Origin of the sequence: Bradyrhizobium sp. 87, from assembly GCF_023073015.1 — a bacterium.
Classification (GTDB): Bacteria; Pseudomonadota; Alphaproteobacteria; order Rhizobiales; family Xanthobacteraceae; genus Bradyrhizobium; species Bradyrhizobium canariense_D.
In genome coordinates this window covers 247,438-273,194 of sequence record NZ_JADPIQ010000075.1, presented here as the reverse complement: position 1 = coordinate 273,194, position 25,757 = coordinate 247,438, and the positions used below count along the sequence as shown (strand labels likewise).

Sequence of the window (25,757 nt, the reverse complement as noted above, 5' to 3'; positions counted from 1 at the left end):
GCGGAATGATCTGGCCTGACCTGCACAGCCATATCCACGATTCGCATAAGGTATATTATGGAATATAATTATATCAAATCAGATCAGTTATTTAGCTAGAATTCCTCTCATCGCACCTTCGTTCCCGGTCCTTTTCCAGGCTGGCCGTCGGACGTGGTCCCGACTTTCGACGGCTACTGTGCATGGGGTTGTTTTTCGGTTTTTGAATCGGGCCGATGCCGCCGAAAGCCGATATTGCCGTGAGGATGTCCGGCTGCAATAAGCGAGGCTTCGCGAGATCGCAGATGACCTTCTGACCTTCCGTCCGTATAGGTTTGCATCTCAGAACAACAACAAACTTTCCGAGGAAGCAGACCCATGAGCTTTTCCCGCCGCACGCTTCTCAAGGCCTCCGCCGCGACCGCGGTCCTGGGCGGCCTCAGTGCGCCCCATGTGGCCCGCGCCCAGAGCGCCGAGTTCACCTACAAATACGCCAATAACCTGCCGGACACGCATCCGCTGAACGTGCGCGCCAAGGAGATGGCCGCGGCGATCAAGGCCGAGACAGGCGGCAAGTTCGACCTCCAGATCTTCCCGAACAACCAGCTCGGGTCTGACACCGACATGCTGAGCCAGATCCGGTCCGGCGGCGTCGAGTTCTTCACGCTGTCGGGGCTGATCCTGTCGACCCTGGTACCGGCGGCGTCCATCAACGGCATCGGCTTCGCGTTCCCGGACTACGGCACGGTCTGGAAGGCGATGGACGGCGATCTCGGCGCCTTTGTCCGCGGCGAGATCAAGAAGGCCGGGCTCGAAGTCATGGACAAGATTTGGGACAACGGCTTCCGCCAGACCACGTCGTCGAGCAAGCCGATCACCCATCCGGACGATCTCAAGGGCTTCAAGATCCGCGTGCCGGTGTCGCCGCTATGGACCTCGATGTTCAAGGCATTCGATGCGGCGCCCGCCTCGATCAATTTCGCCGAGGTCTATTCCGCGCTGCAGACCAGGATCGTCGAGGGCCAGGAGAACCCGCTGGCGATCATCTCGACCGCCAAGCTCTACGAGGTGCAGAAATACTGCTCGCTGACCAACCACATGTGGGACGGCTTCTGGTTCCTGGCCAATCGCAAGGCGTGGAGCAGCCTGCCCGAGGATGTGCGCACCATCGTCGCCAAGAACATCAATGCCGCAGCGCTCAAGGAGCGTGAGGATACCGCCAAGCTCAATGCCAATCTGCAGCAGGAGCTCGCGGGCAAGGGCCTGACCTTCAATCAGCCCGCGGTCGCGCCGTTCCGCGACAAGCTGCGCTCCGCCGGCTTCTATGCCGAGTGGAAAGGCAAATATGGCGACCAGGCCTGGGACCTGCTGGAAAAAGCCGTCGGCAAGCTGTCGTAACGCGTTGGAGCCGTCATGGCTCATCTTGAGGTCGAAGTGAGCGGAGTGGCGGGCGAGGCGGCTGTTCGGTCCCCTCGCCGGCCTTCCTTGCTGGCCTCGACGGAGCGCGCACTCGGTCTCCTCGTCGAAATTCCGGCGGCCATTTTGGTGGTCGCCGAGATTGCGATCCTGTTTGCCGGCGTGGTCGCGCGCTACGGCCTGCACCGGCCGCTGATCTGGTCGGACGAGCTGGCCTCGATCCTGTTCCTGTGGCTCGCCATGCTGGGCGCGGCGGTGGCGTTCCGCCGTTCCGAGCACATGCGCATGACCGCGGTCGTCGCCAGCACCAGGCCGGCCACGCGGGCCTGGCTCGATCTGGTCGCGACCTGCGCGGCGCTGGCCTTCCTGGCGCTGATCGTCTGGCCGTCCTGGGACTACGCCTACGAGGAAAGCTTCATCACCACGCCGGCGCTGCAGATCTCCAATATGTGGCGCGCCGCGGCATTGCCGGCCGGCATCTGCCTGATGGCGGCGTTCGCGCTGTTGCGGCTGCTGCGCGCAGTCGATTACCGCATGGTGCTGACGGCCGCGGTCGCCGTTGCCGTCGTCGTCGGCTTGTTCTGGCTGGCGCAGCCATATCTGCGGCCGCTCGGCAATCTCAACCTCGTCATCTTCTTCGTCGGCGTCGCCGGCTTCTGCGTCTTTGCCGGCGTTCCCATCGCGTTCGGCTTCGGGCTCGCGATCTTCGGCTATCTGGCACTGACCACGCGCACGCCGGTCATGGTACTGGTCGGGCGGATGGACGAGGGCATGAGCCACCTCATTTTGCTCTCGGTGCCGCTGTTCGTATTTTTGGGGCTCCTGATTGAAATGACCGGCATGGCACGGGCCATGGTGGCGTTCCTGGCCAGCCTGCTCGGCCATGTCCGCGGTGGGCTGCATTACGTGCTTGTCGGCGCGATGTACCTGGTCTCCGGCATCTCAGGTGCCAAGGCCGCGGACATGGCCGCGGTCGCGCCCGTGCTGTTCCCGGAGATGAAACAGCGCGGCGCCAAGCCCGGCGATCTCGTCGCGCTTCTTGCGGCCACCGGCGCGCAGACCGAAACCATTCCGCCGAGTCTCGTGCTGATCACGATCGGATCGGTCACCGGCGTCTCGATCGCCGCGCTGTTCACCGGCGGCCTGTTGCCCGGCGTGGTGCTGGCCATAACGCTGTGCATGCTGGTGTGGTGGCGCTATCGCCACGAGGACATGAGCCATGTCCGCCGCGCCACAGGCGGCGAGATCGGCAAGACCTTCGTCATCGCCCTGCCCGCGCTCGCGCTGCCCTTCGTGATCCGCTACGCCGTGGTCGAAGGCATCGCCACCGCCACCGAAGTGTCCACGATCGGCATCGTTTATGGCGCCCTGGTCGGCCTCCTCGTCTACCGCCGCTTCGACTGGCGGCGGCTGTTTCCGATGCTGGTCGAAACCGCGGCGCTGTCGGGCGCGATCCTGCTGATCATCGGCACGGCGACCGGCATGGCCTGGGGCCTGACGCAATCAGGCTTCTCGCGGGCGCTGGCATCCGCCATGACCGGATTGCCGGGCGGCGCGGCGACCTTCATCGCCGTCTCGATCCTGGCCTTCACCATCCTCGGCAGCGTGCTCGAGGGCATCCCGGCGATCGTGCTGTTCGGGCCGCTGTTATTTCCGATTGCGCGCGCCGTCGGCGTCCACGAGGTGCACTATGCCATGGTCATCATTCTCGCCATGGGTATCGGGCTATTCGCCCCGCCCTTCGGGGTCGGTTATTATGCCGCCTGCGCCATCGGACGCGTCGATCCGGCCGAAGGCATCAGGCCGATCTGGGGCTATCTGCTGGCGCTGCTGGTAGGATTGATCGTGGTCGCCGTCTTTCCGTGGATCTCCATCGGATTCCTGTAGGCCGGCGCGTAAGGGAGGTGTCGATGAGCGAGCGGCAGAACCAGTACAATATCGGCCTCGACAAGACGCCCGCCAACTACGTGCCGCTGAGCCCGTTGAGCTTTCTCACACGCAGCGCCGCGGTCTATCCCGATCACGTCAGCACGGTCTACGAGGGGCGCAGCTTCACCTGGCGCGAGACGCATGAGCGTTGCAAGCGCTTTGCTTCGTACCTTGCCGGCAAGGGCATCGGCGTCGGCGACACCGTCGCGGCGATGCTGCCGAACATTCCGGCGATGAACGAGGTGCATTTCGCCGTCCCCATGACGGGTGCGGTGCTCAATGCGCTGAACATCCGGCTGGATGCACCTTCGATCGCATTTCAGCTCGACCATGGCGGCGCCAGGATCATTCTGGTCGACCCCGAATTTTCCGGCGTGATCACCGATGCGCTGTCACAGATGAGTGGCCCAAAACCGTTCGTGATCGACGTCGACGACGCCGCCTTCAAAGGCGGCGGGCGCATCGGCGAGATCGAGTACGAGGCCGCGCTCGCGCAAGGCGATCCTGACTTCGCGGCGATCCTGCCGGGCGATGAATGGGATGCGATCGCGCTGAGCTACACCTCGGGCACCACGGGAAATCCCAAGGGGGTCGTCACCCATCACCGCGGCGCCTATCTGAACGCCGTCAGCAATATTCTCGCGGGCCAACTCGGCCAGCATCCGGTGTACCTCTGGACCCTGCCGATGTTCCACTGCAACGGCTGGTGCTTCCCCTGGACCATCGCAGCCGCCGCCGGCATCAACGTCTGCCTGCGCAAGGTCGAGCCGACGAAAATCTTCGAGCTGATCAAGCAGCACGGCGTCACCCATATGTGCGGCGCGCCGATCGTCTACAACACGCTGATCAACGCGCCCGATGCACCGAAGGGCGATGCCGCGCGCCGCGTCGTCGGCCTGATCGCCGGTGCCGCGCCGCCGGTCGCGGTGCTCGAGGGCGCCGAGAGCATCGGCATCAAGCTGACGCACGTCTATGGCCTGACCGAGGTCTACGGCCCCGCTTCCGTCTGCGCCGAGCAGCCTGGCTGGGATGATCTGCCCGCAGCCGAGCGCGCCAGCCTGAAGCGGCGGCAGGGCGTGCCCTACCCGCTCGAGGAAGCCGTCACCGTCATCGATCCGCAAACCATGAGGCAAGTACCGCACGACGGCGAGACCATCGGCGAGGTCATGTTCCGCGGCAACATCGTGATGAAGGGCTACCTCAAGAACGACAAGGCGACGCAGGAAGCCTTCGAGGGCGGCTGGTTTCACACCGGCGATCTCGGCGTGCTCGACGCGCACGGCTACGTCATCATCAAGGATCGCTCCAAGGACATCATCATCTCCGGCGGCGAGAACATTTCCTCCGTCGAGGTCGAGGACATTCTCTACAAGCACCCGGCCGTGCTGTTCGCCGCCGTGGTCGCAAAGCCCGATCCGAAATGGGGCGAAGTGCCCTGCGCCTTCGTCGAGCTGAAGGACGGCGCAAGCGCGAGCGAAGCCGATATCATCGCCTTCTGCCGCTCGCATATGAGCGGCTTCAAGACGCCGAAGTCCGTGGTGTTCGGGCCTATCCCGAAAACGTCGACGGGAAAGATCCAGAAATTCCTGCTGCGCAATGAAGCGGGATCGGCGAAGGCGATCTCGGCCTGAGCTTGTCTCGACCTCCGCGGCGGTTGGGTGTCGCCGCGAAGTCGTTGCGCAGTTTCGACTAGTCGGGTTCGCCGAGCCCCGTCGTCCTCACATCTTCTTGTAGGCGTCAACCAGGGCCTGGCCGTCGGCTCCCGCCTTCTTGAGCCAGTCGGCGGTGAGCTGTTCGCCGATCTTCTGGAAGCCAGCCTTCAGGGCCGGGCTCGGCGGCTCGACCGTCATGCCCTTGGCCTTGAGCTGATCGATGTACCAGGTGCTCTTGTCCTGCCAGGCCTTCCAGCCGCGGGTTTCCGCGGTCGCGGCGGCCTTGAGGATGGCCTCCTGGGTCGGCTTGTCGAGCGCCTCGAACGCCGCCTTGTTGACGAAGGTGTAGTCCTTCGGGATCCAGGCTTGCACATCATAGAAGTACTTCAGCGACTCCCATGCCTTCGCATCGTAGCCCGTGCCGCCTGACGACATGAACGAGTTCACGACGCCGGTCGCAAGTGCCTGCGGCAGCTCGGCGGCTTGAATGGTGACCGACTGCGCGCCAACCAGCTCGCCGATGCGCGCGGTCCCAACGTTGTAGGCCCGCCATTTCAGGCCCTTCATGTCTTCGATGGTCGCAAGCGGCTTGCTGACATAGACGCCCTGCGGCGCCCACGGCACGACGAACAGGAGCTTCAGACCCTGCGCATCGAGCTTCTTGGTAATCAGCGGCTTCGACGCCTGGTACAGCTTCATGGCATCCGGGAAGCTGGTCGCCAGAAATGGCACGACGTCGACGCCGAATACCGGATCCTCGTTCTCGTGGATCGACAGCAAGACTTCGCCCATCTGCGCCTGCCCGGTCATCACCGCGCGCTTGATGTCGGGCGCCTTGAACAGTGAGGCGCCCGGATGAACCGTGATCTGGAGCTTGCCGGACGTGCCGGCTTCGACGTCCTTGGCGAACGCGACGAGATTCTCGGAGTGCGGATTGTCGGCCGGATATGCCGCCGGCAGATTCCATTTGGTCTGAGCCAAAGCGGGTGTCGCAGCCAGCACGGCGCTGGCGATCAAGGATGCGCGGAATAAACGAGACATCATCGGGCTTCTCCTCACAGTCAATTTCAAAACCGGTACGCTCAGTCTGGGAAAGCAAGCTTGGGCAGGAACATCACGATCTGCGGATATTCCGTGATGATGAACACGGCGGCGAGCAACAGGACGAAGAACGGGAACGCCGCCCGCGCGACGGTCAAGGTATCACGCCCGCTCATGTTCTGGAGCACGAACAGATTGAAACCGACCGGCGGCGTGATCTGCGCCATCTCCACGTGGATGATGAGATAGACGCCGAACCAGACCAGGTCGAGCCCGGCCTGCTTGACCATCGGCAGCACGATCACGGCGGTCAGGACGATCATCGAGATGCCGTCGATCAGGCATCCCAGGATGATGTACATGATGCTCAGATACAGCGCGAGCATGCCCGGCGTCAGCTGCTGGCCCTGGACCCAGGTGGCGAGCGCCGCCGGAATGCCCGTATAGGCCATCGCTGCGGTCGTGTAGGCAGCGCCTGCCAGGATCAGCATGATCATGCAGGTCAGGCGCGTCGCGCTCATGATGCTCTCGAGAAAGTTCTTGCGCGTGAGCGTGCGGCTCCACCACGCCAGCAGCAGCGCGCCCGAAACGCCCCAGGCGGCGCATTCCGTCGCCGTCGCGAAGCCGAGCACGAGGGAGAGGAAGACTGCCAGGATCAGCAACAGGCAGGGCGCAAGCCTGGCCGACTCGCGCAGCTTCTGGCGGAACGGCATCGGGGGATCGCGCGGCGGAATCTTCTTCGGGTTCAGCAGCGACCAGATGATGATGTAGCCCGAATAGAGCACCATCACGAGCACGCCCGGCAGGAAGCCGCCGAGGAACACCTGAAGCACGGAGACATTCGCCGTGACCGCATAGACCACCATTGGGATCGACGGCGGGATCAGCAGGCCGAGCGTGCCGGAGCCCGCGAGCGAGCCTAGACTCAAGCCCTTATCGTAACCACGCTTGTCCAGTTCGGGCAGCGCGATCTTGCCGATGGTCGCACAGGTCGCCGCCGACGAACCCGACACTGCCGCGAAGATGCCGCAGCCGATCACGTTGACATGGGTCAGACGCCCCGGCAGCCACTGCACCCAGGGCGACAGGCCCCGGAACATTTCCTCGGATAATTTGGTGCGGAAGAGGATCTCGCCCATCCAGATGAACAACGGCAGCGCAGCCAGCGTCCATGACGAGCTTGCGCTCCATGTCGTGGTCGCAAGCACGGAGCCGAGCGGCAGGCTCGTGGTCAGCGCCATCGCCACGAAGCCGACAAGCCCCAGCGAAACCGCGATCCAGATGCCACTTCCCAGCAGCACGATCATGACGCCGAGCAGAATGAACGATAGTTCGATCATGCCGAGATTGGCCATCGTCAACCTCCGCCGCCCTGCGATATCCGCTCGATGAATTCGTCCGGAGTCTCGTCCGGCGAGCCCTTCTCGTAGCTCGGCCGGTTGCCGCTGATGACACTGACCATTTCATCAATGAGCGCGATCGAGAGGATCACGAGTCCGCCGGAAAACCCGAGCTGCGGAATCCAGAGCGGAAGCGCGACGACGCCCTGCGCCACGTCGTTGAAGCGCCAGGAATCGTAGGTCATCTGCACGGCATGCCGGGTGAAATAGAGGATGAAAGCGGCGGCAATACCAAGGGCCACGACCTCCGCCACCTGTTTGGAGCGCCCATGCAGACGCTCCAGCAACAGGCCGACCCGGATCATCTCTCCGCGCTTGAAGGTGTGAGCGAGGCCGAGGAATGCCATCGCGGCCATGCACCATGAGGCGAAATCATCGCCGGCGGGAATGTTGACCGCAAACTGGCGCCCGATCGACATGATCATCATGATTGCAAAGATCGCAACCATGAAGGCTCCGGCGGCGTAGCCCGCACCGAGATAAAGGAGATCTAGCGCGCGTCGCACCGGCCCCCGGCTCGTAACATCGTCCCCTGCCAACGCGATCCCCATCCTCATACGAAGCGATTCAGAAGGTCCCGGCGATCGCACGTCGCGCGCCGGTCCTGCATGAATATCGCCCCTGCCCGGCGCCTGTCTTTCAGACGTTAGATCAACATGATGGGGCTAGCGCAAGCAAGGAGTATGCCGGCTCTCGCCGGAATTTCCCCCGCAGGTTCAGCGGGTCTCCAGCCGCAGCCCGTCATACGCGGGCACCACTCCCGCCGGCAGCGACTGCCGGATCACCTCATAATCGACGTCGGCCGTCATGTTGGTGATGACGGCGCGCTTCGGCTTGAAGCGCTCGATCCAGGACAACGCGTCGTTGATGCTGAAATGGCTGACATGGCTGGTGTAGCGCAGGCCATCGACGATCCAGAGATCCAGATTTTCCAGCGCGCTCCAGCTCTCGCGTGGGATGTCGTTGAGATCGGGCGTGTAGGCGGCATCGCCGATGCGATAGCCCAGCGCGGGAATGTTGCCGTGCTGCACCAGGAAGGCCGTCATCGTCACCGGGCCGCCCTTCCCCTGGATGGTCTGGCTGTCACCGGCCTCGATCGACTGCGCCGTCAGGATCGGCGGATAGTCGCTGCCCGCCGGTGAGACGAAGCAATAGGAGAACCGCGACATGATGTCGTTCGCAGTCGTCTGATTGAGATAGGTCGGAATCCGCCGGCGCATGTGCATCACGACCGAACGCAGGTCGTCCATGCCGTGGGTCTGATCGGCGTGCTCGTGGGTCAGGAACACGGCATCGATGTGGTCGACATTGGTCGAGAGCAATTGCTCGCGCAGGTCAGGCGAGGTGTCGATCACGATACGCGTGGTGCCCTCGCCCGATGTCTGCTCGACCAGCAGCGAACAGCGGCGACGGCGGTTCTTGGGATTGTTGGGATCGCAGGCACCCCAGCCGAGTGCCGGACGCGGCACGCCGGCGGAGGAGCCGCAGCCCAGGATCGTCAGCGTCAGCGTCATGCGGCTCCCAGTTCTAAGGTTTCACCCTGGAGAACAGGCGAAAGAAGTTTTCGCTTGTCTGGCGCGAGATCTCGTCAAACGACACGCCGCGTGTTTCGGCGAGCACTTTTGCGACCTCGACCACATAGGCCGGTTCGTTGCGCTTGCCCCGGAACTTGCCCGGCGCAAGGTAGGGCGAGTCTGTTTCAACCAGAATACGGTCGGACGGCAGTTCGGCCGCAAGCGCGCGCAAGGCCTCGGACTTCTTGAAGGTCAGGATGCCCGTGAAGCCGATATAGAGCCCGAGCGAGACCGCCTTCAGCGCCAGCTCGCGCCCGCCGGTGTAACAATGCAACACCGCGCGAAACGATCCCTTTGCCGTCTCCTCTTCAAGGATACGGCCGCAATCCTGGTCAGCCTCGCGGGTGTGGATCACCAGCGGCAGGCCGGTGGCGCGGGCGGCGGCGATGTGGGCACGAAAGCCCCTCGCCTGCGCCTCCGGCGAGCCGTTGTCGTAGAAATAGTCGAGCCCGGCTTCGCCGAGCGCGACGACCTTGGGATGCTGCGTCAAAGCGATCAGCTCGTCCGGCGCGATGCCGTCTTCTTCATCAGCGTTATGCGGATGGGTGCCGACCGAGCAATAGACGTCGTCATAGCGCTCGGAGATGGCCAAAAGCTGGTTCAGTTTCCTCACCCGCGTCGAGATCGTGACCATGCGGCCGATGCCGGCCGCTCGCGCCCGCGACACGATCCCGTCGAGATCCTCCGCAAAATCCGGAAAATCCAAATGGCAGTGGCTGTCGACCAGCATGGTGCGAACGCCTTTAGGCTGCCGGCTCGATATAGCGGGGGAAGGCCGGCGTCGGCGCGGGCAGCGTCGTACCGGGCGCGATGCGCGTTGCGCCACCAAGCGCGGCGAAGTTGCGCTCCGCTTCGGGGATACCGAGGCTGTTCAGCAGCAATCCCGAGGCCGTCGGCATCGCCGGCTGGGCCAGGATTGCGATCTGGCGCACGACTTCGGCGGTGACGTAGAGCACCGTCCTCTGCCTGACAGGATCGGTCTTGGCGAGCGCCCACGGCGCTTCGCCCGCGAAATAGCGGTTGGCTTCCGCGACCACGGCCCACACGGCATTGAGCCAGTGATGGATTTGCTGCGTCGCCATCGCTTCGCGGGACGCCGCGAGCATGTCGTCAGCCTGTGACAGGATCGCCTTGTCGTTATCGCTGAATTCGCCGGGCTCCGGGAGCACGCCGCCGAGCTGCTTCGCGATCATCGACAGCGAGCGCTGCGCGAGATTGCCGAGATCGTTGGCGAGATCGGCATTGATGCGCGCGACGATGGCCTCGTGATTGTAGTTGCCGTCCTGGCCGAACGGCACCTCGCGCAGAAAGAAATAGCGCATCTGGTCGACGCCGTACTGGTCGGCGAGGTTAAAGGGATCGACCACGTTGCCGACCGACTTCGACATCTTCTCGCCCCTGCTGAACAGGAAGCCATGGGCATAGACCCGCTTCGGGAGGGGGATCCCGGCCGACAGCAGGAAAGCCGGCCAGTACACCGCATGGAAGCGGATGATGTCCTTGCCGATGATGTGCACGTCGGCAGGCCAATAACGCCAGTTGTTGTCGCTCTCGTCGGGGAAGCCGACGCCGGTGATGTAGTTGGTGAGCGCGTCGACCCAGACATACATCACGTGATCTTCGTCGCCGGGCACCTTGACACCCCAGTCGAACGTCGTGCGCGAGATCGAGAGGTCGCGCAGGCCACCCTTGACGAAGCTCACCACCTCGTTCTTGCGGGAGTCGGGCCCAATGAAATTGGGCTGCGTCTCGTACAGCTTGAGCAGCTTGTCCTGATAGGCCGACAGGCGGAAGAAGTAGCTCTTCTCCTCGACCCATTCGACCGGCGTGCCCTGCGGCCCGAGCCTCACGCCGTCCTCGTTCAGGCGCGTCTCGTCCTCCGCGTAATAGGCTTCGTCGCGCACGGAATACCAGCCGGCATAGATGTCGGCATAGATATCCCCGTTCGCTTCCATGCGCCGCCAGATCTCCTGGCTGGAGCGGTGATGCTGCTCCTCGGTGGTGCGGATGAAGCGGTCGAACGACACGTTCAGGCGCTCGTCCATTTGCTTGAAACGGCCGGCATTGCGGGCGGCGAGCTCCGAGACGGACATTTTTTCGCCGGCCGCGGTCTGAACCATCTTCTGGCCGTGCTCGTCGGTGCCGGTCAGGAAGAACACATCCTTGCCGTCGAGTCGCGCGAAGCGCGCCAACGTATCGGTCGCGATCGCCTCATAGGCGTGGCCGATATGCGGGCTGCCATTGGGATAGGCGATCGCAGTCGTGATGTAGAAGACGTTGTCGCGCGCGGGGACGGCCACGGGCGTGTTGGCGTGCGGCGCTGCGATGGACTTCGGCGCGCGCGGGGCCTTGGGTTTCGATACATCGGGCTTCGCAGTCTTCGGCGGCGTCGCGACAGGAGCTGGTGCGGCGGTCACTGCGGACGCAGCCACCCTCGCCGTCTTGGCTATCTTCTTCGCCGAGGCCTTGTTCTTCGCCGAAGCCTTGGCTGGCTTTTTGGTTCCTGTCTTCACCGTCTTCTTGGCGACGACCTGCTTCTTCGCTGCCTTCTTTGCCGTCTTCGCGGCGCTCTTCTTCCCGGTTTTTTTGGCGGCCGTCTTTTTGGTCTTCGTGGCTTTCTTGACGTTCTTGGCAGCTTTGCGCGCGCGCGCGTTCACGGCCTTCTTCGCGCCTTTCTTGACGGCCTTGGTGGCAGCCTTCTTCTTGCTGCTCTTGCCTTTAGCGATTTTCTTAGCTCGCGCTGCCACGACGAATTCCTTTACCGGCTTCTCGAAATTGGGAAACGAACCTGCGTTAGTTTATTGTCTTGAGCACGATCCTATCGGAAAAACCGCTGCACACTTTTCCGGATCATGCTCTAGCGCGTTGCGTCCGCCAGCCAGCCGAACACCGAGAAGACTAAGGGCTTTCGCTCCAGATTATAGGTTTCGGTGTCGCGCGCGGCGCGGACGATCTTTTCCCATACCTCAGCTAGGCGCGCAAGGCGCGGCAGGTTCTGGTTGGCATTGGCCTCGTCGGCGTGCAGGCGTTCCGCGATCCAGCGATCGATGCCGTCGATGAAGGCGGCAAGCGCAACGCGGTCGCTGGTGCCGAGCGATTCGCCGAGCGTATGCAATTCGCGCGGATCGACCTGCGGCAGTCGCGCCAGCAGCGCGGCCGTGCGCTGCTGAAGCTTCAGGGCGTCACCGCCGAGCAGCGTCAGCGCCCGCGCGACGCTGCCCTCGGACGCCTCCGCCGCCTCGCGCAACGCCGGATCGTTCGGGTCGAGATCGGCAGCGGTTGCGGCTGCAGCAATCACGTCGTCGGTTGCGAGCGCGCGGAGACGCAGCTTGCGGCAGCGCGATTGGATCGTGGCGAGCACGCGCGCCGGCGCGTGGCTCACCAGCAGGAACAGCGATTGCTGCGGCGGCTCCTCGAGAATTTTCAGCAGCGCGTTGGCGGCATTCGGATTGAGCTCGTCGACGGTGTCGACGATGCAGACGCGCCAGCCTTCGGCTGTCGCGGTCGAGCCGAAGAAACCGATCGTCTCGCGCGTTTCGTCCACGGTGATCACGGTGCGCATTACGCCGCGGTCGTTGGCGGTGCGCTCCAGCGTCAGCAGGCCACCGTGCGAACTCGCAGCAACCTGCCGTGCCACGGCGTGATCGGGATTGATGGCGAGGTCTTCGGCGCGCTGCACGGAAGGCGCCAGCGGCTGGCCGTGAGCGAGCACGAAGCGCGCCATCCGATACGCCAGCGTCGCCTTGCCGATGCCTTGCGGCCCGCCGATCAGCCAGGCGTGCGGGATGCGCCCGCTGCGATAGGCGGCGAGCAGCGCGGTCTCGGCCTCGCGATGGCCGAACAGAACGCTCGTCTCGCGCGGATGAGACATGGCAGTTTCGCGCTCGGTCTGACGCGGGCTCATATGGACACCACCGTTGCCGGCGTCGGGAGCAGGCGATCACGCATCGCGATCCAGATGCGTCCGGCAACCGTGTCGGGATCGGAATTGGCGTCGATCAGCACGCAGCGCGCGGGATCGTCCGCCGCGATCTTGCGATAGGCTTCGCGCAGGCCCTGATGGAAACCGAGCTTCTCGGCCTCGAACCTGTCCGGCGTGCCGCTGCCGCGGCGCGCGGCCGCGCGCTGCAGGCCGATCTCGACCGGCAGGTCGAGGATGATGGTGAGGTCCGGCTTGAGATCGCCGATCGTGACCCGCTCCATCGCGTTGATCAGCGCGGCCGGCACGCGGCCGAGGCTGCCCTGATAGGCCCGCGTCGAGTCGGCGAAGCGGTCGCACAGCACCCACGTGCCCTGGTTGAGCGCTGGCTGAATCACGGTGTGGACATGATCGTCGCGGGCGGCCGCGAACAGCAGCGTCTCGGCTTCGGGTCCGAGCAGCTTGCCCATGCCTGACAGCACCAGATGGCGCATGATCTCGGCGCCCGGCGAGCCGCCCGGCTCGCGCGTGACGAGGATACGCATCCTGGCGGCCTTGAGACGGTCGGCGAGCTTCTTGATCTGGGTCGACTTGCCCGTCCCCTCGCCGCCTTCAAAGGTGACGAAACGCCCGCGTCCGGACGGCCACTTTACCGCGCTTTCACTCATGATCAGAGCTTCTCGGCGCCCGCACGGAACATGCCGATCACCAGCTCGCTGGCGCCGTCGATCGCGCGGCGCACGGTCGAGCCGGTGCCGATCGCGTCAGCGGCATAGACCGGCGTCTCCACTGCGATGTTGCCGCTGCGCCAGACCCTGACCAGCCCGACCTTCTGCCCGGCCTCGACCGGCGCGCGCACCGGGCCGTTATAGACGACGCGCGCGATCAGCTTGTCGCTGCCGTTCTTGTGCACCATCACCTTCACGGGCGTCTTGGCGACCAGTTTGACCGAGCGGCTCTCGCCGCCGAACACCTTGGCGTAGCCGACCGGCTGATCGGCCGCGATCAGGGTGCGGGTCTCGAAATTGCGAAAACCCCATTCAAGCATCTTCTTGGCTTCGGTCGCGCGATCGTCGGGGTCTTCCAGCCCGTTAATGACGACGATCAGCCGCGTGCCGTTCTGCACCGCCGAGCCGACCATGCCGTAGCCGCCTTCCTTGGTGTAGCCGGTCTTCAGACCGTCGGCGCCTTCCATCGAATTGAGCAGCGGATTGCGGTTGGGCTGGCGGATCTTGTTCCAGGTGTATTCCTTCTCGCCGAACAGTTTGTAGAATTCGGGGAAGTCGAGAATGATGTGCCGGGCGAGAATGCCGAGCTCGCGCACCGTCATCTTGTTGGCGGGGTCCGGCAGGCCGTTGGAATTGCCGAAGGTCGATTTCGTGAGGCCAAGCTCGCGAGCTCGCTTGGTCATGAAGTCGGCGGCGAAAATCCGCTCGCTGCCCGCCATGGCCTCGGCCAGCGCAATGCAGGCGTCGTTGCCGCTCTGGATGATCGCCCCGTGCAGGAGATCGTCGACCGTGACCTTGCTGTTGATGGCGGCGAACATGGTCGAGCCGCCGGAGGGTGCGCCGCCCTTGCGCCAGGCGTTCTCGCTGATCCGGTATTCGTCGGTCAGCTTGATGTCGCCCTTCTTGATGGCGTTGAAGACGACCTCGGCGGTCATCAGCTTCATCATGCTCGAGGGCGCGCGGAGCTCGTCGGCGTTCTTCTCGAACAGCACACTGCCGCTGGAGGCCTCGATCAGGATCGCGGTCGGGGCGTCGCCGTCGAAGCCGGAATCATCTGTTTTCTTGGCGCCCTGGACGCTCTGGTTGGCGGCGTAGAGCGCCCCGCTCCAGCCAATGGCCGCCACCAGAGCCGTCGCGATCAGCCAGCGCGCCAGCGCTCCGGCGGTAAACCGGGTGCGCCTAAACGAGGAAAGATGAAATTCCATGGCCAAGCCCTGAGAGCGGCGTTCTAACAGTTGGAGCCGGTGCAAACAACACGGGGTGGCCGCTTGTCCCGAGATTGCACGATTCTCGTCCCGCCCCTATCGTGGCACCTCAGATTTTCTGACCAAACCCCTGAAACAAGGCGGAAAAGCGATGTCATCCACCCGCGTGATCAAGGCCAACGGGATCGACCTGTTCATCCGTGAAGCCGGTCAGGGGCCGCTGGTGGTGCTGTGCCACGGCTGGCCGGAACTCTCCTACTCCTGGCGCCACCAGATCCCGGCGCTGGCGCAGGCCGGGTTTCGCGTCGTCGCCCCCGACATGCGCGGCTATGGCCAGAGCTCAGCGCCGCCCGAGGCGACGGCCTATTCGATCTTCGACACGGTCGGCGATATCGTCGGCCTCGTGCAGGCGCTTGGCGAGACCAAGGCCATGGTGGTCGGCCACGACTGGGGTGCACCGGTGGCTTGGCACGCGGCGCTGTTCCGGCCCGACATCTTCACGGCGGTCGCCGGGCTGAGCGTGCCGCCGCCGTTCCGCGGCCGCGGCAAGCCGCTCGATCTCCTGCGCCAGGGCGGCATCACCAATTTCTATTGGCAGTATTTCCAGGCGCCCGGCGTTGCCGAAGCCGAGTTCGAGCGCGACGTCGCGCGCACCATGCGCATCGTGCTCGGCGGGCGCGGCCTTGCCGATCCCTCCGCAGCCATGTTCGTGCTGGAGGGCAAGGGATTCCTCGGCCACGGCAACCCGGAGGAGCCTGTGCCGGCCTGGCTCACCGAGACTGACCTTGCCTATTTCACCGAAACCTTCCGCAAGTCCGGCTTCCGCGGCGGGCTGAACTGGTATCGCAACCTCGATCGCAATTGGGAGCTGACGGCGCCCTGGCAGGACGCGCAAATCCATCAGCCGTCGCTCTTCATTGCCGGTTCGAAAGACGCCGTCATCACCGGCCTGATCGGAGCCAAGCGCGTCAACGAACTCGAGCGCGTGCTGCCCAATCTGAAGCGAAAGCTGATCATCGAGGGCGCCGGCCATTGGGTCCAGCAGGAGCGGCCCGACGAGGTGAATGCGGCGTTGATGAGTTTCCTGAAGGAAAGCGCGGCTCAGTAGAGGCCGCGGCCGCTCAGGATGCCGCGGGCCTCGGCAGCGCCATCCGAGGCGTAGGCGCCGGACGGAGTGCTCTCGGTCGCATAGCGGCCGTCCCCGTCATAGGACACGGCGCGCGCGTTCTGGAGCGCCCGGCCCCGGTTGCGGCTCGAGGCCGACATTTCCGAGGTCGCACTGAGTGAAGCCATGTCGGCGGAGGTGTTGCCGAGATTGTAGGGCCGTCCCTCCGGCGTCGGAACTTCGCCGCGCATGGCGCCGCGGTTCGACGATGGCAGCTCCGGCACGAAGGGTCTCGCCGAGGCGACCCGGACCATCGACGGTGACGGCGCCGGGGTCCCGGTGCGCAAGGTGGCCATCAGCTGGCGGTCGTCGGAGCCTTCCAGCGGCGCCCGGCCGACATACTCGACACGGACCTTGGCGATCCCATTGCCTTTGAATTCAAGCAGTTCGGCGGCCTTGTTCGAGACGTCGATGAGCCGGTTGCCGTGATAGGGCCCGCGGTCATTGACGCGGACGATCAGCGACTTGCCGTTCGAGACGTTGGTGACCCGCGCATAGGACGGCATCGGCAGGGTCGGATGCGCCGCGGTCAGCGAGCCCATGTCGAACACCTCGCCATTGGCGGTCAGGCGGCCGTGGAAATCGTCGCCGTACCAGGACGCCATGCCCTCGGCGCGGTAGTTGACGTCCTCTTCGGGCACATAGGTCCGGCCACCCACCACATAGGGCTTGCCGACGCGATAGGCGCCGCCGCCCTTCGGGACCGGATCGCCCAAAGCCACGACCCGGGGGCTCGAGGACACGCCGTATTTCGGATCGACCCGGCTGGCGAATTTGTTGGAGGAGGCGCAATTGGCGAGCGCAAGGCAGGTCGCGGCCATCGCAGCAGCGCGCGCGGCCCGCAAAACCGAATCTGACCGTCGGATCCCCATTCGCCCCAAATACCACTTTGCCGGAGGCGTACCTAACCCGCTTTGGCTACGGGTAGCGCTGTCCGGTCCTTTGCTCCGAGGCGGCCCACCACCGCGTCGGAAGTGGTAACGATAACGCAACCCGAACACGGCGGAAATGGGGAGCGCACGGCGTTCACGCCGGGATGGTAAACAGGGGGTATGCGCTCGCCCCGTTGAACTACGGGGCGCCGGTGCCCTGCTCTGTGCCACGCCTGGACATTCTGTTGCGCCAAATCCTCACTCCACCCCCATTGTCGCGCCGCTCACTGGAATTCTTTTGACTGTGCAAGGCCGCCCGCGTTTTCTCGCGTGCAGGGCGGAATGGAATGAGACGATGATCGAGACGGTTTCGGCACTGATGGGTTTGGTAAGCGCGGGGATCTTCCTGGCCCATGCGTTTGAAGGTTACCGCACGAGGGCCTGAGGCACTCGCGCGGACGGCAAGCATCACCCTTTCAAGACGGCGCGTTCGGACATTTTTAATCGATCCGATCGAGCATCGCAGACGAGAGCGGCAGGTGTCCCATGCGCAACCATGACCTCGTATCCGATGGCTTCCTGGCATTGACCGCCGGTGGTCTGGTCCTGCTGTGCTCCAGCCTCGTGGCATTGGCCTTCGCCTGAGCACCCAGCACTTCCCGAACAATACGCTTACCGCAGTCCAAGCAGCGAACGCCGATAAAGACTGTCACGGGCTTCGCTCAGGCAGACGAAGCTGCCGTCAAAACCCTGGCCGTACCGCTTCTGGCCTTTGCCGTAATAGACACCTTTGCTGAAATCGAGCCAGACAACCCGGTCGTGCGGGCAATGACGCTGCGCCTGCGCCTCGTAGCGAAATGGCGTCAGCGGCGTGGCCGATACCTCAGCGCCGCTGCAGCCGACCAGGATCGCAGCAGCGAGTGCGATCGCGCCGGCCCATTTGCCGAGGCTGCTGCAAGATACTCCGCAAGATATTCCGCAAGTCACCGCCCGCCTCCCGATCCCAGCCGTCGAGGGCCGGCTTGCTTTCACTTGTCCGCTTCGAGTTGCAACAACGCATGGTGCAAGCATTCCTGAAGCCTGGCTGCGACCTGTTCGCGTGCGACGCCTTTGGCGGCAAGATCGCCTGCCACCTTGTCGAGGATCTCATCCATCGACTGGCTCTCCAGATGGTCCGTCACCAACGCGGTCGCGTAGCCGGCCGCGGCATCGCCGCTGAGGCCGAGCTGGGTTGCGGCCCAGAGCCCGAGCAGCTTGTTGGACCGGGCCGTGGCCTTGAACATGAGCTCCTCGTCGTGGACGAATTTGGCCTCAAAGCCCTGCTCGCGCTTGTCGAACGTGGTCATGGTCAGCTCCATTGTCGTTTGCGCTGATCGGGATCGGACTGGCTGGAAGCGAACGTCTCCGTGGTTCAATTCAGGGTCGTTGGAAGCTTCCGGCGGAAGCCAAACGCCGTCAAGCCCGCTGGGCGTGCCCAAGGCACCCACTAGCTCTACGCCAGCCAACCCGGCTAGGCAGAGATGTTTACTGTTCATTAAGCAGACTCAGCGCCGGCATGGCGCCGGGGACATCGAGAGCTGACGCATGAGCAAAGAACTGCGGGAGTTTCGACGGCTTGAACGGGTCTGCCTGGAGCAGGCAGCTCTCTCCACCATGGACCTCGCGCGAGGCGGGTTGCTCAAGGTCGCTGACGATTGTCGCGTCGCAGCCGAAGCGATCGAGGCGCAATCGCCTCGCAGACCTTTCGCAAGTGCCGTTCAGGCGCTGAAGCAGGCGTTGAGCGTGACCCGCATCCCTCACCGGCACTGAGACCGGCGCTCGCGGGCAAGGACATCCTTGACGGGGCGACCGCGTACGGTCAGCCCTTCGCCTCCGTCTGTTCACGTGCCAACCGTTCGGCCCTTAGCCGTTCCTTGTTGGCATAAAACGCCTTCTGCGCAGCTTCATGATCGCGCATGGCTTTTTCGGCTTCGACACGGCGTGTCGCATCGCGCGCCTGCCGCTGCTCGGGAGTCAAGGGCTTGCGCCGGTAGGAAATGTCTTCCGTCATGGCCAGATAATGCTGAGGTGAGGAAAGAGTTCCTCGTGGTCCCGCTGAGCGGCACTGCGGGCCGACTGCATGTTGTGCGAAAACAACCCCAAGCACAGTAGCCAAGTCCTTCTGCAGACAGCACTTTTTTTATCGCACTTTCGATGCGTTTGACCCCGCAGGGATCTCGATGTCTGCAATAACAGGCAAATGGTCTGAATAGGCCCTCGCGCCTTCGTCGGTCCAAACCTTCCCGATCGGGCTGTCGGACGTCGCATAGATCCGGTCAAGCCGCAGCAGGGGCAAATGCGACGGGAAAGTTCGCAGCCGCGTACGGTTTGGGCAGACCTGCGCGAGCACGCGCCGCACCGATTTGATCCAGAACCAGTCGTTGAAATCCCCGAGGACGACGGTCCTTCCAGGTTTCACCAGGCTCACCAGCGCCTGAGCCTGCGCGTGGCGCTCGTGGATGCTCAGGCCGAGATGCGTGGCCACCACGCGAACATCGCCAACCGGTGTCAGCAGTCCCGCGGCGATCGCTCGGCGCGGCTCCCGCTCACGATACGACACATCGACGATCTCGGGCGGGCCGGAGAATGGAAAGCGGCTCAGGAGCGTCTGGCCGTAGTCGCCATCGGCCGTGACGATCGACTTGGCGTGAACACCGTGATCGCCGACAACGCTCGCCAGCTTCGCAAACGGATCGTCCGATCGCGATCGCGAATCCACCTCCTGAAGCGCGACGACATCGGGAGCCCATTTGCGAATGATGGAACAGATCCCTTCCAGATCGAACTTCGGATTGAGATTGAAGGTGCCATGCACATTCCACGTCATGAAGCGCATCAGCGCCTCCCGGCGAGCCACGTCGCGACGAATTGCGCGCCGGCGCAGATCGCGAGCCAGCCCAGGAACGCCAGTGCGAGCAGCAACATGTTGACCCAGGACGCGTTCCTGGCGAGATCAGCGATCTGAGCCCCCAAAACTGCCATGGCGAGAATGCCGGGCGTCATGCCTAGCAGCGTTCCGACCAGGAAGTCACGCAGAGGCAGCGTGCTCGCGCCAGCCACGACATTCACCACTGAGAACGGCGCGATCGGGATCATCCGGATGACGACGACAGCCAGAATGCCCTTGCCGACAACGCGTTCCTGGATGCGCGCGGTACGTCGCCCCAGCAAATGCTGGAGACGTTCGCGGCCGAGTGCCCGCCCGATCGCAAACAGGACAAAGGCGCTGAGCGAGACGCCCGTCATGGCGGTGACGAAGCCCAGCCATGGTCCGAGTGCGGCAGCAGTTGCCGCAATGAGCACGAGAACCGGAAACACCACCAACCCGCCGACGACGAAAGCTGCAATCGCGAATGGCGGCCCCCAGATGGAGTGCGCGTAGGCAGACAGGAATGTCGACATTCGGCCCGCGTCGGCGAAATCGCTCAAGGAGGTGTACGACCAGGCCATCGCGAGGCCGAAAAGCGCCACGGCTATCGAGACGATCCCGATGATTGTCTTCGTGCTCCACATGCGCGATGCCGCCCGCTCCAGATGAAGAGGCGCCTCAGGGTCCGCCACCGGCTGAACCATCGTGGCCAGAGCGCTTGTCAGGACCGAGGATTCCACGTCCCGCAGCGCCTTCGTCCCGCTTGCGACGTCGTCCAGGAGCGCAAAAAGACGATCTTCGTTTTGCGCGACGGTCTGTTCATCGAGACCGCAGAAATGGGCGATTAGGCGACGGCGGACCGAGGCGATGAACTCCCGATGCTCGTCTGATGCGGCTTCGAAAATCAGGTCACATTCGCTATCGGCACCCATCGATCGATTGTTCAAATTGGCCGAACCGATCCTCAAGATCCGATCGTCGACGATCATGAGCTTGCTGTGCACCATCACGGCCGCTTCCGTATCCCCGTTCCCCGAGACCGGGTAGACGAAGCGGATGCGATCGGCGACGCCGGCCGAACTGAAGCAATCGATGAAAGCGCCCCGGCCGTTCTGCATCGCTTGGGATTCCAGCCATGAGGAGTGCAGTTTTGGGGTGACGATCAGAACCCGAAGCGAAGGCACGCGCAGCATCTGCTCCGCCAATTCGCGCGCGATCTTGGTGGCGCTGGTGAACTGGTTCTCGATGTACACGAATTTCGTCGCGGACCGCATCGCTGCAATCAGCGAGCGTTCGACCTCCCGGAGCGTCGAACCTGCCGGACAAACCACCTCGGTCCTGGCGATACCCACCGGAATATGTTCAGCCTCGACCGGCACAATCGCCGGCCAGCGCAAGCTTTTCAGCGGGCGCCGATCATCAATCTGTTGGCCCGCCGCGCGCCAGCGTTGCTCCACGAGGTCGAACAACTGCGCCGCCGCATCCCCATCGACCACGCATTGAACGTCATGAAACGGCAGGTATGGCTTGCCCTGGGGATCACAGCGCGATGCGTGATCGGCGCGATGATCACTGGTGTCCCAACGCCTGATCGTCAGATCGAGCCCGCCGACGAACGCCAGTGAACCATCGACACAGACGATCTTCTGGTGTTGGGCCGACCCAAAGGGAAGCGTGGCATCCAGGTGAAACCGGACGCGGCCATCTGTGTCGGCGGTAAATTTGGCCGCGGAATTCCATTCCCTCTCGGAGGCGTAGAACGAGACGAAGTCCCAGACGAGAATGTTGATGTGCAAGGTGGGACGGCGGTGGACCAGCGCGCGCAAGAATGGGCCGAGTTGCTCCGGCAAGCCATCATCCGCTCGCCCGGACTCGCCGACCAGCCTGGTCTCACTATGGATATCCCACCCGACGATATAGACGAGGTCCTGCGCCTGCAGCAGGGTCTGCCGCAGGGCCGCGAAATAAGCGGCAGCATCGTTCAGAACCGCCACACGCCGCGCCTCGCACCGCCGCCAGACGGTGTCGCCGGGGATCAGGGTCGATGAGCTCTGAAGCAGGGAGACCTCGCAATCTGCGTTCGCGTTGAAACGCACTGACCGCGCAAGGGGTTCCCCGACTCAGAACCAGAGTGGCCGTTCAGCGTGCGCGGATTCCGGCGCCACAGTCGCCCATTGCCGCTACTTGGTTCGGACAGTCTTCGCACCTGCGCCTTTCAAGGCGTCCGCGATCTTCTCAGGCGCATCGCCGTGAAAATCCACGGAGACCTCGATCCGGCCTTCCAGCTTCTGGTGTCCCTCCGGCGCAGGCGCGGCCTTGGCGTCAGGACCGGCCGGGCGTGTCCCCGACGTGTTCGCGCCACCGACGGGCTGGACGAAGACGTCGCTTCGCGGCACGCCGCATTCCTGCACGACATGCTCAACCGCAAGCTCGGCGCCGCGGCGCGTGTCGAATTCTCCGATGATCGTACTTTCCAAGGGCGCCCTCCATGGCTGGACGAGAGTGCCAACAACGGGTCAGCGAGGGCCAGGTTCCTGAACCCGCGGGCGGTTAGAACCGAACGATCCCGAACAGAACAAGCAGCGCGAGAGTGATCAACCCGGAGACCAGCAGCGAGCCGAGACATCCCAGCCGGTTCGAGAAAAAGAAGAACATACCTCGCCCATCCCATAGCTTCGTGACGAGCTAAGTTCTCCCATTCGACAGCGTTCCTGGAGGCGCTTTGGGGCGCGCGAACGAGGACCAATCCAAGAACCAATCGTTTCGCGGGACGTTGAGTCCGCGATGTCAGACGCTTTTGATTATTTCCGAGCGCACGCGGTCCGAGCCCTTTGCAAGGCCCGGGCGATGCCGCGCGGACGAATGAAACATCTGCAAACCGTCGTGGCCCGGATCTACCACCTGCTGACCAAGGAGGCTGCGTATGGGCCCAACCTGCAGCACATGGACGACTTCCGGGCAGCCCAGAAGCTCGAGAAGTCGATCGACTGAACTGCAATGACGGTGACGCTGCACGCCCTCCCCCGACGCGCTCAGCTCCCTTTGGGAGCGGTCCTTGACTGCGACCCTGCAAGCCCGGGATTGATGGCCAGCGACGCGCCGGCGGCGCCGCCGGCTTCATAGGCCGTCATCGACACCATCCGGCTGCTGCTGCGCTGGGTCCGCATCTTCAGGTCGAGCTTGTCGAACTCCGCATCGACCACCGACGTCTTGAGAACCACCAGCCCGCGGCCGGTGCTTTCGTTGATCTGATCGCGACTGGCCTTGATCGCCACCAGCCTGTCCGCGATGGACCCCACCATCCCGAGCGCGAAGGAGGCATTGGCCAGATGCCGCTCCTGGTGCCGGAACCTGCTGTAGTCGACCGAGGTCTTGAAGCGGCCGAGCTCGGCGCGGACGGCGCCGTCGATCAATTCGGCCAGATAATGCGCGACCTCGATGTCCGCGCCGAGGCCGAAGAACACATAGCTGCTCTCGCCGGCCGTGTTCTTCTCGCGCCAGACCCGACAATCGCAGAAACGAGCGATCGCCCCGATGCAGTCGTCCAGGGGAATTCGCTTCTTGCGAAAAGTCTCGTAGACCTTCCGCTCGCACGGCGACGCCCGCAGTTCGACGTCGGACAGCGACAAATCGTGGCGATCCAGCAGTTCGGCGACCTTGGCGGCCGCAGACAGCGCCTCGTCCTCGGTGCAGCCATTGGCGATGGTCTTGGAACGCAACGCCTGAATGCGGAGCTTCAGCTTGTCGAGTGCAGCTGGATTGGATGTCTGATTCACCGATCACCTGTCCGGGTAAACCCGACGGATAGAACCCGGTCGGATAGACCGGCGGAAGGGGTCTCTTGTCAACTGTATTGATCTTCGACTTTTTTCGAACGGACCTCACTCCTTCTACGTGCGGTGCACGACCTCGCGGCACTGACCATAGAATGCAGAGACGAGGCTTCACTACAATCGCGCTCTCGCTCGATTTCCACCGCAACTGACAAATCACTGTCGGGAGCAGACCACCACAAGCCGAACGGGGTTGCGTGAGCGCCTTGGCTTTGGCGGCGGCGTCGTGTTCACAGTATTTCGAGCTTGCAGCCAGCCGGCTTTGATCCCTGCGCTTGTTGAGGTTAGCCGCAGCAGAGTGGTGGATTGAAGGACGCACTGATCAAGGCCGTCGATCGGTTTTGTGCCGCGACACATAGGGACTGGACCCGCTGTTAAGGTTTAGCGGTCAGGTTAACCCCAGCGAACGTTTGGCTGAGAGCGTCGAACTCGATATGACCTCGAATAGAGGAATATTCGAATGTCCAATAGAACCGCATTTCAAACTGCAGATGCAGACGAGCCCCACAACTTTTTTGATCTCGTCATTCCCCTCACCTTCAGCGCTGTAGCCCTCCTGGCCACAGCTGTTTCGCTGGAGGCGATTGGGTTCATCGCTTGGCAGCCATCCACCTTTCTGGTTGCCTATATCTTTGACTGACGCGATTGGCTGGCATGAGCGAATTCGAAGGCCTCTCTGACCACTTCATTCTGCGGATGCACGAGTTCATTCGCCAAGAGGTTCAAGCAGATAGGCTAGCCGGCGCGCGTTTTGTCGGATTGCCAGCGAGGCTGCGCGCGGAAGCTCTTGCACGGGAAATCGAGCGACGCGGCTTGTTCTGCACGGCAATTGACTGGCCTCAGCATCTTGAGCCTGGAGCGGACAAATACGCACTGACCATTGGACACCGGAAGACGATCTAAAACTCATCGTGCTCACGGCGCGACGCGTCCCGATGACCGGATTGCTCGCCTGCCAGACCGCAATCGCAAATGTCGATCCGCGATCGATTGCGACTCCTGCGGACCTGCATCGTGAACAAGAGAATGCCAAAGCTCCCGCGTAGCGGCCTCGGTCTAACCAGTCCCCGGCCCTTCCGACCCCGGGGCCGTCTGTCCATCAGCCTACCGCCGCGTTGCGCCTCGCGCAGCTAACTCCCGATCCAGATCTTTCAAGCGCTCAAGCAGGTTCTCGACGATCTCCATGCAATCGGAAGGTCCCAACGATTGCACGCCGCGCGCCGCTAGCTCGCGCTCCAACATGGCGGCTATAATGATTTGAATGCTCACGAATTCTCCGCCGACTTCGCCTCCGAGACGGTACGGCTCAACTTAGAAATGGGTTTCGCTAAAGCGAAAGGCCGCAGGGTGGTTCCAGCCCCCACTGCGGCCATCCCGGGCAAATTAGAAACTGGTACTTAAATCTCGCCGGTGTTCTCACAGTAGAACACCGTGTTCCGAAAAAGGATTCCGTAAGACTACCGGAATTCGGGGTGGCCCGGATTGTCACTCGGGTTTGGAAATGGCACCGCTTCCTTACTAGGGCCCATGCTCATTGCGGATGAGAGCGCCGGGAGCGACGCTGGGCTGGTACGTAGACTTCCCAGATTCCGGAGGTCGCTACCGCCACAGCCGGCGCGTGACGTTGAACAACGCCGCAAGCGGGACGCCTACCAACACACCCAGCATGCCGTACGATGTGACCAGCAGCGCAGCGCTAAGCGGCCCTGCGCTTGTCGCAAATCCGTAAGCTGCGCCTAAGCCTCCCAGCGTCACGGCAAAGACGACCATGTTGCGGTCGTTGCGCGCCTCGATGTTATAGACCGGGGGCCTTTTGCGGTGAAGAACGGGAGGACCGAACGGCACCTTCGAGCCGCAATTTGGACAGGCCGACGCACTCGGTGAAACCGGGTGGTCACAGTCGTGGCAATCGATCAGCTTTTTGGTCTGTCCCATGCCGCAAATCGTAGCGGCGGAGCGGCCAGTCCACAAGTTCGGCAGCTACTCCCAGCACACCGTCCTGCATGACCACAGCAGGGCCGCTCTGATCCTCCAGCATTCTCCGCGCTTGACCGGCTTGAAAACCTGCGCGCCGCGCGGAAGGTTGACCAGCTCGGGACCTTTCTCGCCCACCATGGCGAGTCCACTCGGGGCCGA

Annotated in this window: 27 protein-coding genes; 8 read left to right on the top strand and 19 right to left on the bottom strand. The window is 63.4% G+C overall.

All coding sequences use genetic code 11. The features are described from left to right. Window positions 1-357: 357 nt before the first annotated feature. The 3 genes from IVB50_RS17910 to IVB50_RS17900 are packed head-to-tail and all read left to right on the top strand — an operon-like array spanning window position 358 to window position 4,955. On the top strand, window positions 358-1,377 hold the full coding sequence (locus IVB50_RS17910) for a TRAP transporter substrate-binding protein (protein ID WP_018457847.1): 1,020 nt from the start codon (window positions 358-360) through the stop codon (window positions 1,375-1,377). 15 nt (window positions 1,378-1,392) lie between these two features. Beyond that, window positions 1,393-3,282 carry a TRAP transporter large permease subunit gene (locus IVB50_RS17905; RefSeq protein ID WP_247296759.1) on the top strand — a complete coding sequence of 630 codons (1,890 nt, stop codon included), beginning with the start codon at window positions 1,393-1,395 and terminating at the stop codon, window positions 3,280-3,282. Window positions 3,283-3,305: 23 nt separating this feature from the next. Beyond that, window positions 3,306-4,955 (top strand): acyl-CoA synthetase, encoded by a 1,650-nt coding sequence (locus tag IVB50_RS17900; RefSeq protein WP_247296756.1) that lies wholly within the window; start codon window positions 3,306-3,308, stop codon window positions 4,953-4,955. A gap of 87 nt (window positions 4,956-5,042) precedes the next feature. Here IVB50_RS17900 and IVB50_RS17895 read toward each other — a convergent pair whose 3' ends face one another. The 9 genes from IVB50_RS17895 to IVB50_RS17855 form a co-directional block, all read right to left on the bottom strand. Further along, complete coding sequence (locus tag IVB50_RS17895) at window positions 5,043-6,020, bottom strand: TRAP transporter substrate-binding protein (RefSeq protein WP_247296753.1); 978 nt, start codon at window positions 6,018-6,020, stop codon at window positions 5,043-5,045. Window positions 6,021-6,058: 38 nt separating this feature from the next. Beyond that, entirely contained in the window at window positions 6,059-7,372 is a 1,314-nt protein-coding gene (locus tag IVB50_RS17890; protein WP_007591091.1) for a TRAP transporter large permease subunit, read from the bottom strand. A 2-nt stretch (window positions 7,373-7,374) separates the two neighbouring features. Beyond that, window positions 7,375-7,968, bottom strand: a complete 594-nt coding sequence (locus IVB50_RS17885) for a TRAP transporter small permease (RefSeq protein WP_018457852.1) — start codon at window positions 7,966-7,968, stop codon at window positions 7,375-7,377. Between the two features lie 165 nt (window positions 7,969-8,133). After that, window positions 8,134-8,931 (bottom strand): MBL fold metallo-hydrolase, encoded by a 798-nt coding sequence (locus IVB50_RS17880; RefSeq protein ID WP_247296751.1) that lies wholly within the window; start codon window positions 8,929-8,931, stop codon window positions 8,134-8,136. Between the two features lie 13 nt (window positions 8,932-8,944). Next, complete coding sequence (locus tag IVB50_RS17875) at window positions 8,945-9,721, bottom strand: TatD family hydrolase (protein WP_204511191.1); 777 nt, start codon at window positions 9,719-9,721, stop codon at window positions 8,945-8,947. Window positions 9,722-9,734: 13 nt separating this feature from the next. Further along, window positions 9,735-11,738: a methionine--tRNA ligase gene (gene metG / locus IVB50_RS17870; protein ID WP_247296749.1), complete on the bottom strand. Its 2,004-nt coding sequence runs from the start codon at window positions 11,736-11,738 to the stop codon at window positions 9,735-9,737. A 110-nt stretch (window positions 11,739-11,848) separates the two neighbouring features. Then, window positions 11,849-12,895 (bottom strand): DNA polymerase III subunit delta', encoded by a 1,047-nt coding sequence (locus IVB50_RS17865; protein ID WP_247296747.1) that lies wholly within the window; start codon window positions 12,893-12,895, stop codon window positions 11,849-11,851. Then, window positions 12,892-13,578, bottom strand: coding sequence for a dTMP kinase (gene tmk, locus IVB50_RS17860; RefSeq protein WP_018457857.1), 687 nt, complete (start codon window positions 13,576-13,578; stop codon window positions 12,892-12,894). The genes IVB50_RS17865 and tmk overlap by 4 nt, the downstream gene beginning before the upstream one ends. Before the next feature lie 2 nt (window positions 13,579-13,580). Beyond that, window positions 13,581-14,843, bottom strand: a complete 1,263-nt coding sequence (locus tag IVB50_RS17855; protein ID WP_247296744.1) for a D-alanyl-D-alanine carboxypeptidase family protein — start codon at window positions 14,841-14,843, stop codon at window positions 13,581-13,583. Between the two features lie 151 nt (window positions 14,844-14,994). Between IVB50_RS17855 and IVB50_RS17850 the strand changes: the two genes are divergently transcribed. Next, entirely contained in the window at window positions 14,995-15,951 is a 957-nt protein-coding gene (locus tag IVB50_RS17850) for an alpha/beta hydrolase (RefSeq protein ID WP_247296743.1), read from the top strand. Here the strand turns inward: IVB50_RS17850 and IVB50_RS17845 are convergent. The 3 genes from IVB50_RS17845 to IVB50_RS17835 form a co-directional block, all read right to left on the bottom strand. Continuing rightward, on the bottom strand, window positions 15,945-16,880 hold the full coding sequence (locus IVB50_RS17845; RefSeq protein WP_247296742.1) for a septal ring lytic transglycosylase RlpA family protein: 936 nt from the start codon (window positions 16,878-16,880) through the stop codon (window positions 15,945-15,947). The genes IVB50_RS17850 and IVB50_RS17845 overlap by 7 nt on opposite strands. A gap of 672 nt (window positions 16,881-17,552) precedes the next feature. After that, on the bottom strand, window positions 17,553-17,867 hold the full coding sequence (locus IVB50_RS17840; protein ID WP_018457862.1) for a hypothetical protein: 315 nt from the start codon (window positions 17,865-17,867) through the stop codon (window positions 17,553-17,555). Window positions 17,868-17,908: 41 nt separating this feature from the next. Beyond that, window positions 17,909-18,226 (bottom strand): DUF1476 domain-containing protein, encoded by a 318-nt coding sequence (locus IVB50_RS17835; protein ID WP_026233455.1) that lies wholly within the window; start codon window positions 18,224-18,226, stop codon window positions 17,909-17,911. A gap of 238 nt (window positions 18,227-18,464) precedes the next feature. On the opposite strand from IVB50_RS17835, the gene IVB50_RS17830 reads away from it, so the two are divergent. Then, window positions 18,465-18,689 carry a hypothetical protein gene (locus tag IVB50_RS17830; RefSeq protein ID WP_247296740.1) on the top strand — a complete coding sequence of 75 codons (225 nt, stop codon included), beginning with the start codon at window positions 18,465-18,467 and terminating at the stop codon, window positions 18,687-18,689. 49 nt (window positions 18,690-18,738) lie between these two features. Here IVB50_RS17830 and IVB50_RS17825 read toward each other — a convergent pair whose 3' ends face one another. From IVB50_RS17825 to IVB50_RS17810, 4 genes are all read right to left on the bottom strand, one after another. Continuing rightward, window positions 18,739-18,930 carry a hypothetical protein gene (locus tag IVB50_RS17825; RefSeq protein ID WP_018457865.1) on the bottom strand — a complete coding sequence of 64 codons (192 nt, stop codon included), beginning with the start codon at window positions 18,928-18,930 and terminating at the stop codon, window positions 18,739-18,741. A gap of 129 nt (window positions 18,931-19,059) precedes the next feature. Beyond that, complete coding sequence (locus IVB50_RS17820) at window positions 19,060-19,755, bottom strand: endonuclease/exonuclease/phosphatase family protein (RefSeq protein WP_039800285.1); 696 nt, start codon at window positions 19,753-19,755, stop codon at window positions 19,060-19,062. Then, complete coding sequence (locus IVB50_RS17815) at window positions 19,755-21,782, bottom strand: VTT domain-containing protein (RefSeq protein ID WP_247296737.1); 2,028 nt, start codon at window positions 21,780-21,782, stop codon at window positions 19,755-19,757. Before IVB50_RS17815 ends, IVB50_RS17820 begins: the two co-directional genes overlap by 1 nt. A 186-nt stretch (window positions 21,783-21,968) precedes the next feature. Continuing rightward, on the bottom strand, window positions 21,969-22,265 hold the full coding sequence (locus IVB50_RS17810) for a hypothetical protein (protein ID WP_018457868.1): 297 nt from the start codon (window positions 22,263-22,265) through the stop codon (window positions 21,969-21,971). A 307-nt stretch (window positions 22,266-22,572) separates the two neighbouring features. Here IVB50_RS17810 and IVB50_RS42725 point away from each other — a divergent pair, with 307 nt between their 5' ends. Continuing rightward, window positions 22,573-22,779 (top strand): hypothetical protein, encoded by a 207-nt coding sequence (locus tag IVB50_RS42725; protein ID WP_007591053.1) that lies wholly within the window; start codon window positions 22,573-22,575, stop codon window positions 22,777-22,779. 41 nt (window positions 22,780-22,820) lie between these two features. On the opposite strand, the gene IVB50_RS17805 is transcribed toward IVB50_RS42725, so the two are convergent. Then, a complete protein-coding gene (locus tag IVB50_RS17805) occupies window positions 22,821-23,564 on the bottom strand; it encodes a DUF2786 domain-containing protein (RefSeq protein WP_018457870.1) in 744 nt (247 codons plus the stop codon). 517 nt (window positions 23,565-24,081) lie between these two features. Between IVB50_RS17805 and IVB50_RS17800 the strand changes: the two genes are divergently transcribed. Continuing rightward, window positions 24,082-24,261 (top strand): hypothetical protein, encoded by a 180-nt coding sequence (locus tag IVB50_RS17800; protein WP_085385231.1) that lies wholly within the window; start codon window positions 24,082-24,084, stop codon window positions 24,259-24,261. Between the two features lie 14 nt (window positions 24,262-24,275). Next, complete coding sequence (locus IVB50_RS17795) at window positions 24,276-24,524, top strand: hypothetical protein (RefSeq protein WP_018457872.1); 249 nt, start codon at window positions 24,276-24,278, stop codon at window positions 24,522-24,524. Window positions 24,525-24,725: 201 nt separating this feature from the next. Here IVB50_RS17795 and IVB50_RS17790 read toward each other — a convergent pair whose 3' ends face one another. Next, window positions 24,726-24,890: a hypothetical protein gene (locus tag IVB50_RS17790; RefSeq protein ID WP_198957648.1), complete on the bottom strand. Its 165-nt coding sequence runs from the start codon at window positions 24,888-24,890 to the stop codon at window positions 24,726-24,728. Between the two features lie 330 nt (window positions 24,891-25,220). Then, window positions 25,221-25,556, bottom strand: a complete 336-nt coding sequence (locus tag IVB50_RS17785; RefSeq protein ID WP_018457874.1) for a hypothetical protein — start codon at window positions 25,554-25,556, stop codon at window positions 25,221-25,223. Between the last annotated feature and the right edge of the window lie 201 nt (window positions 25,557-25,757).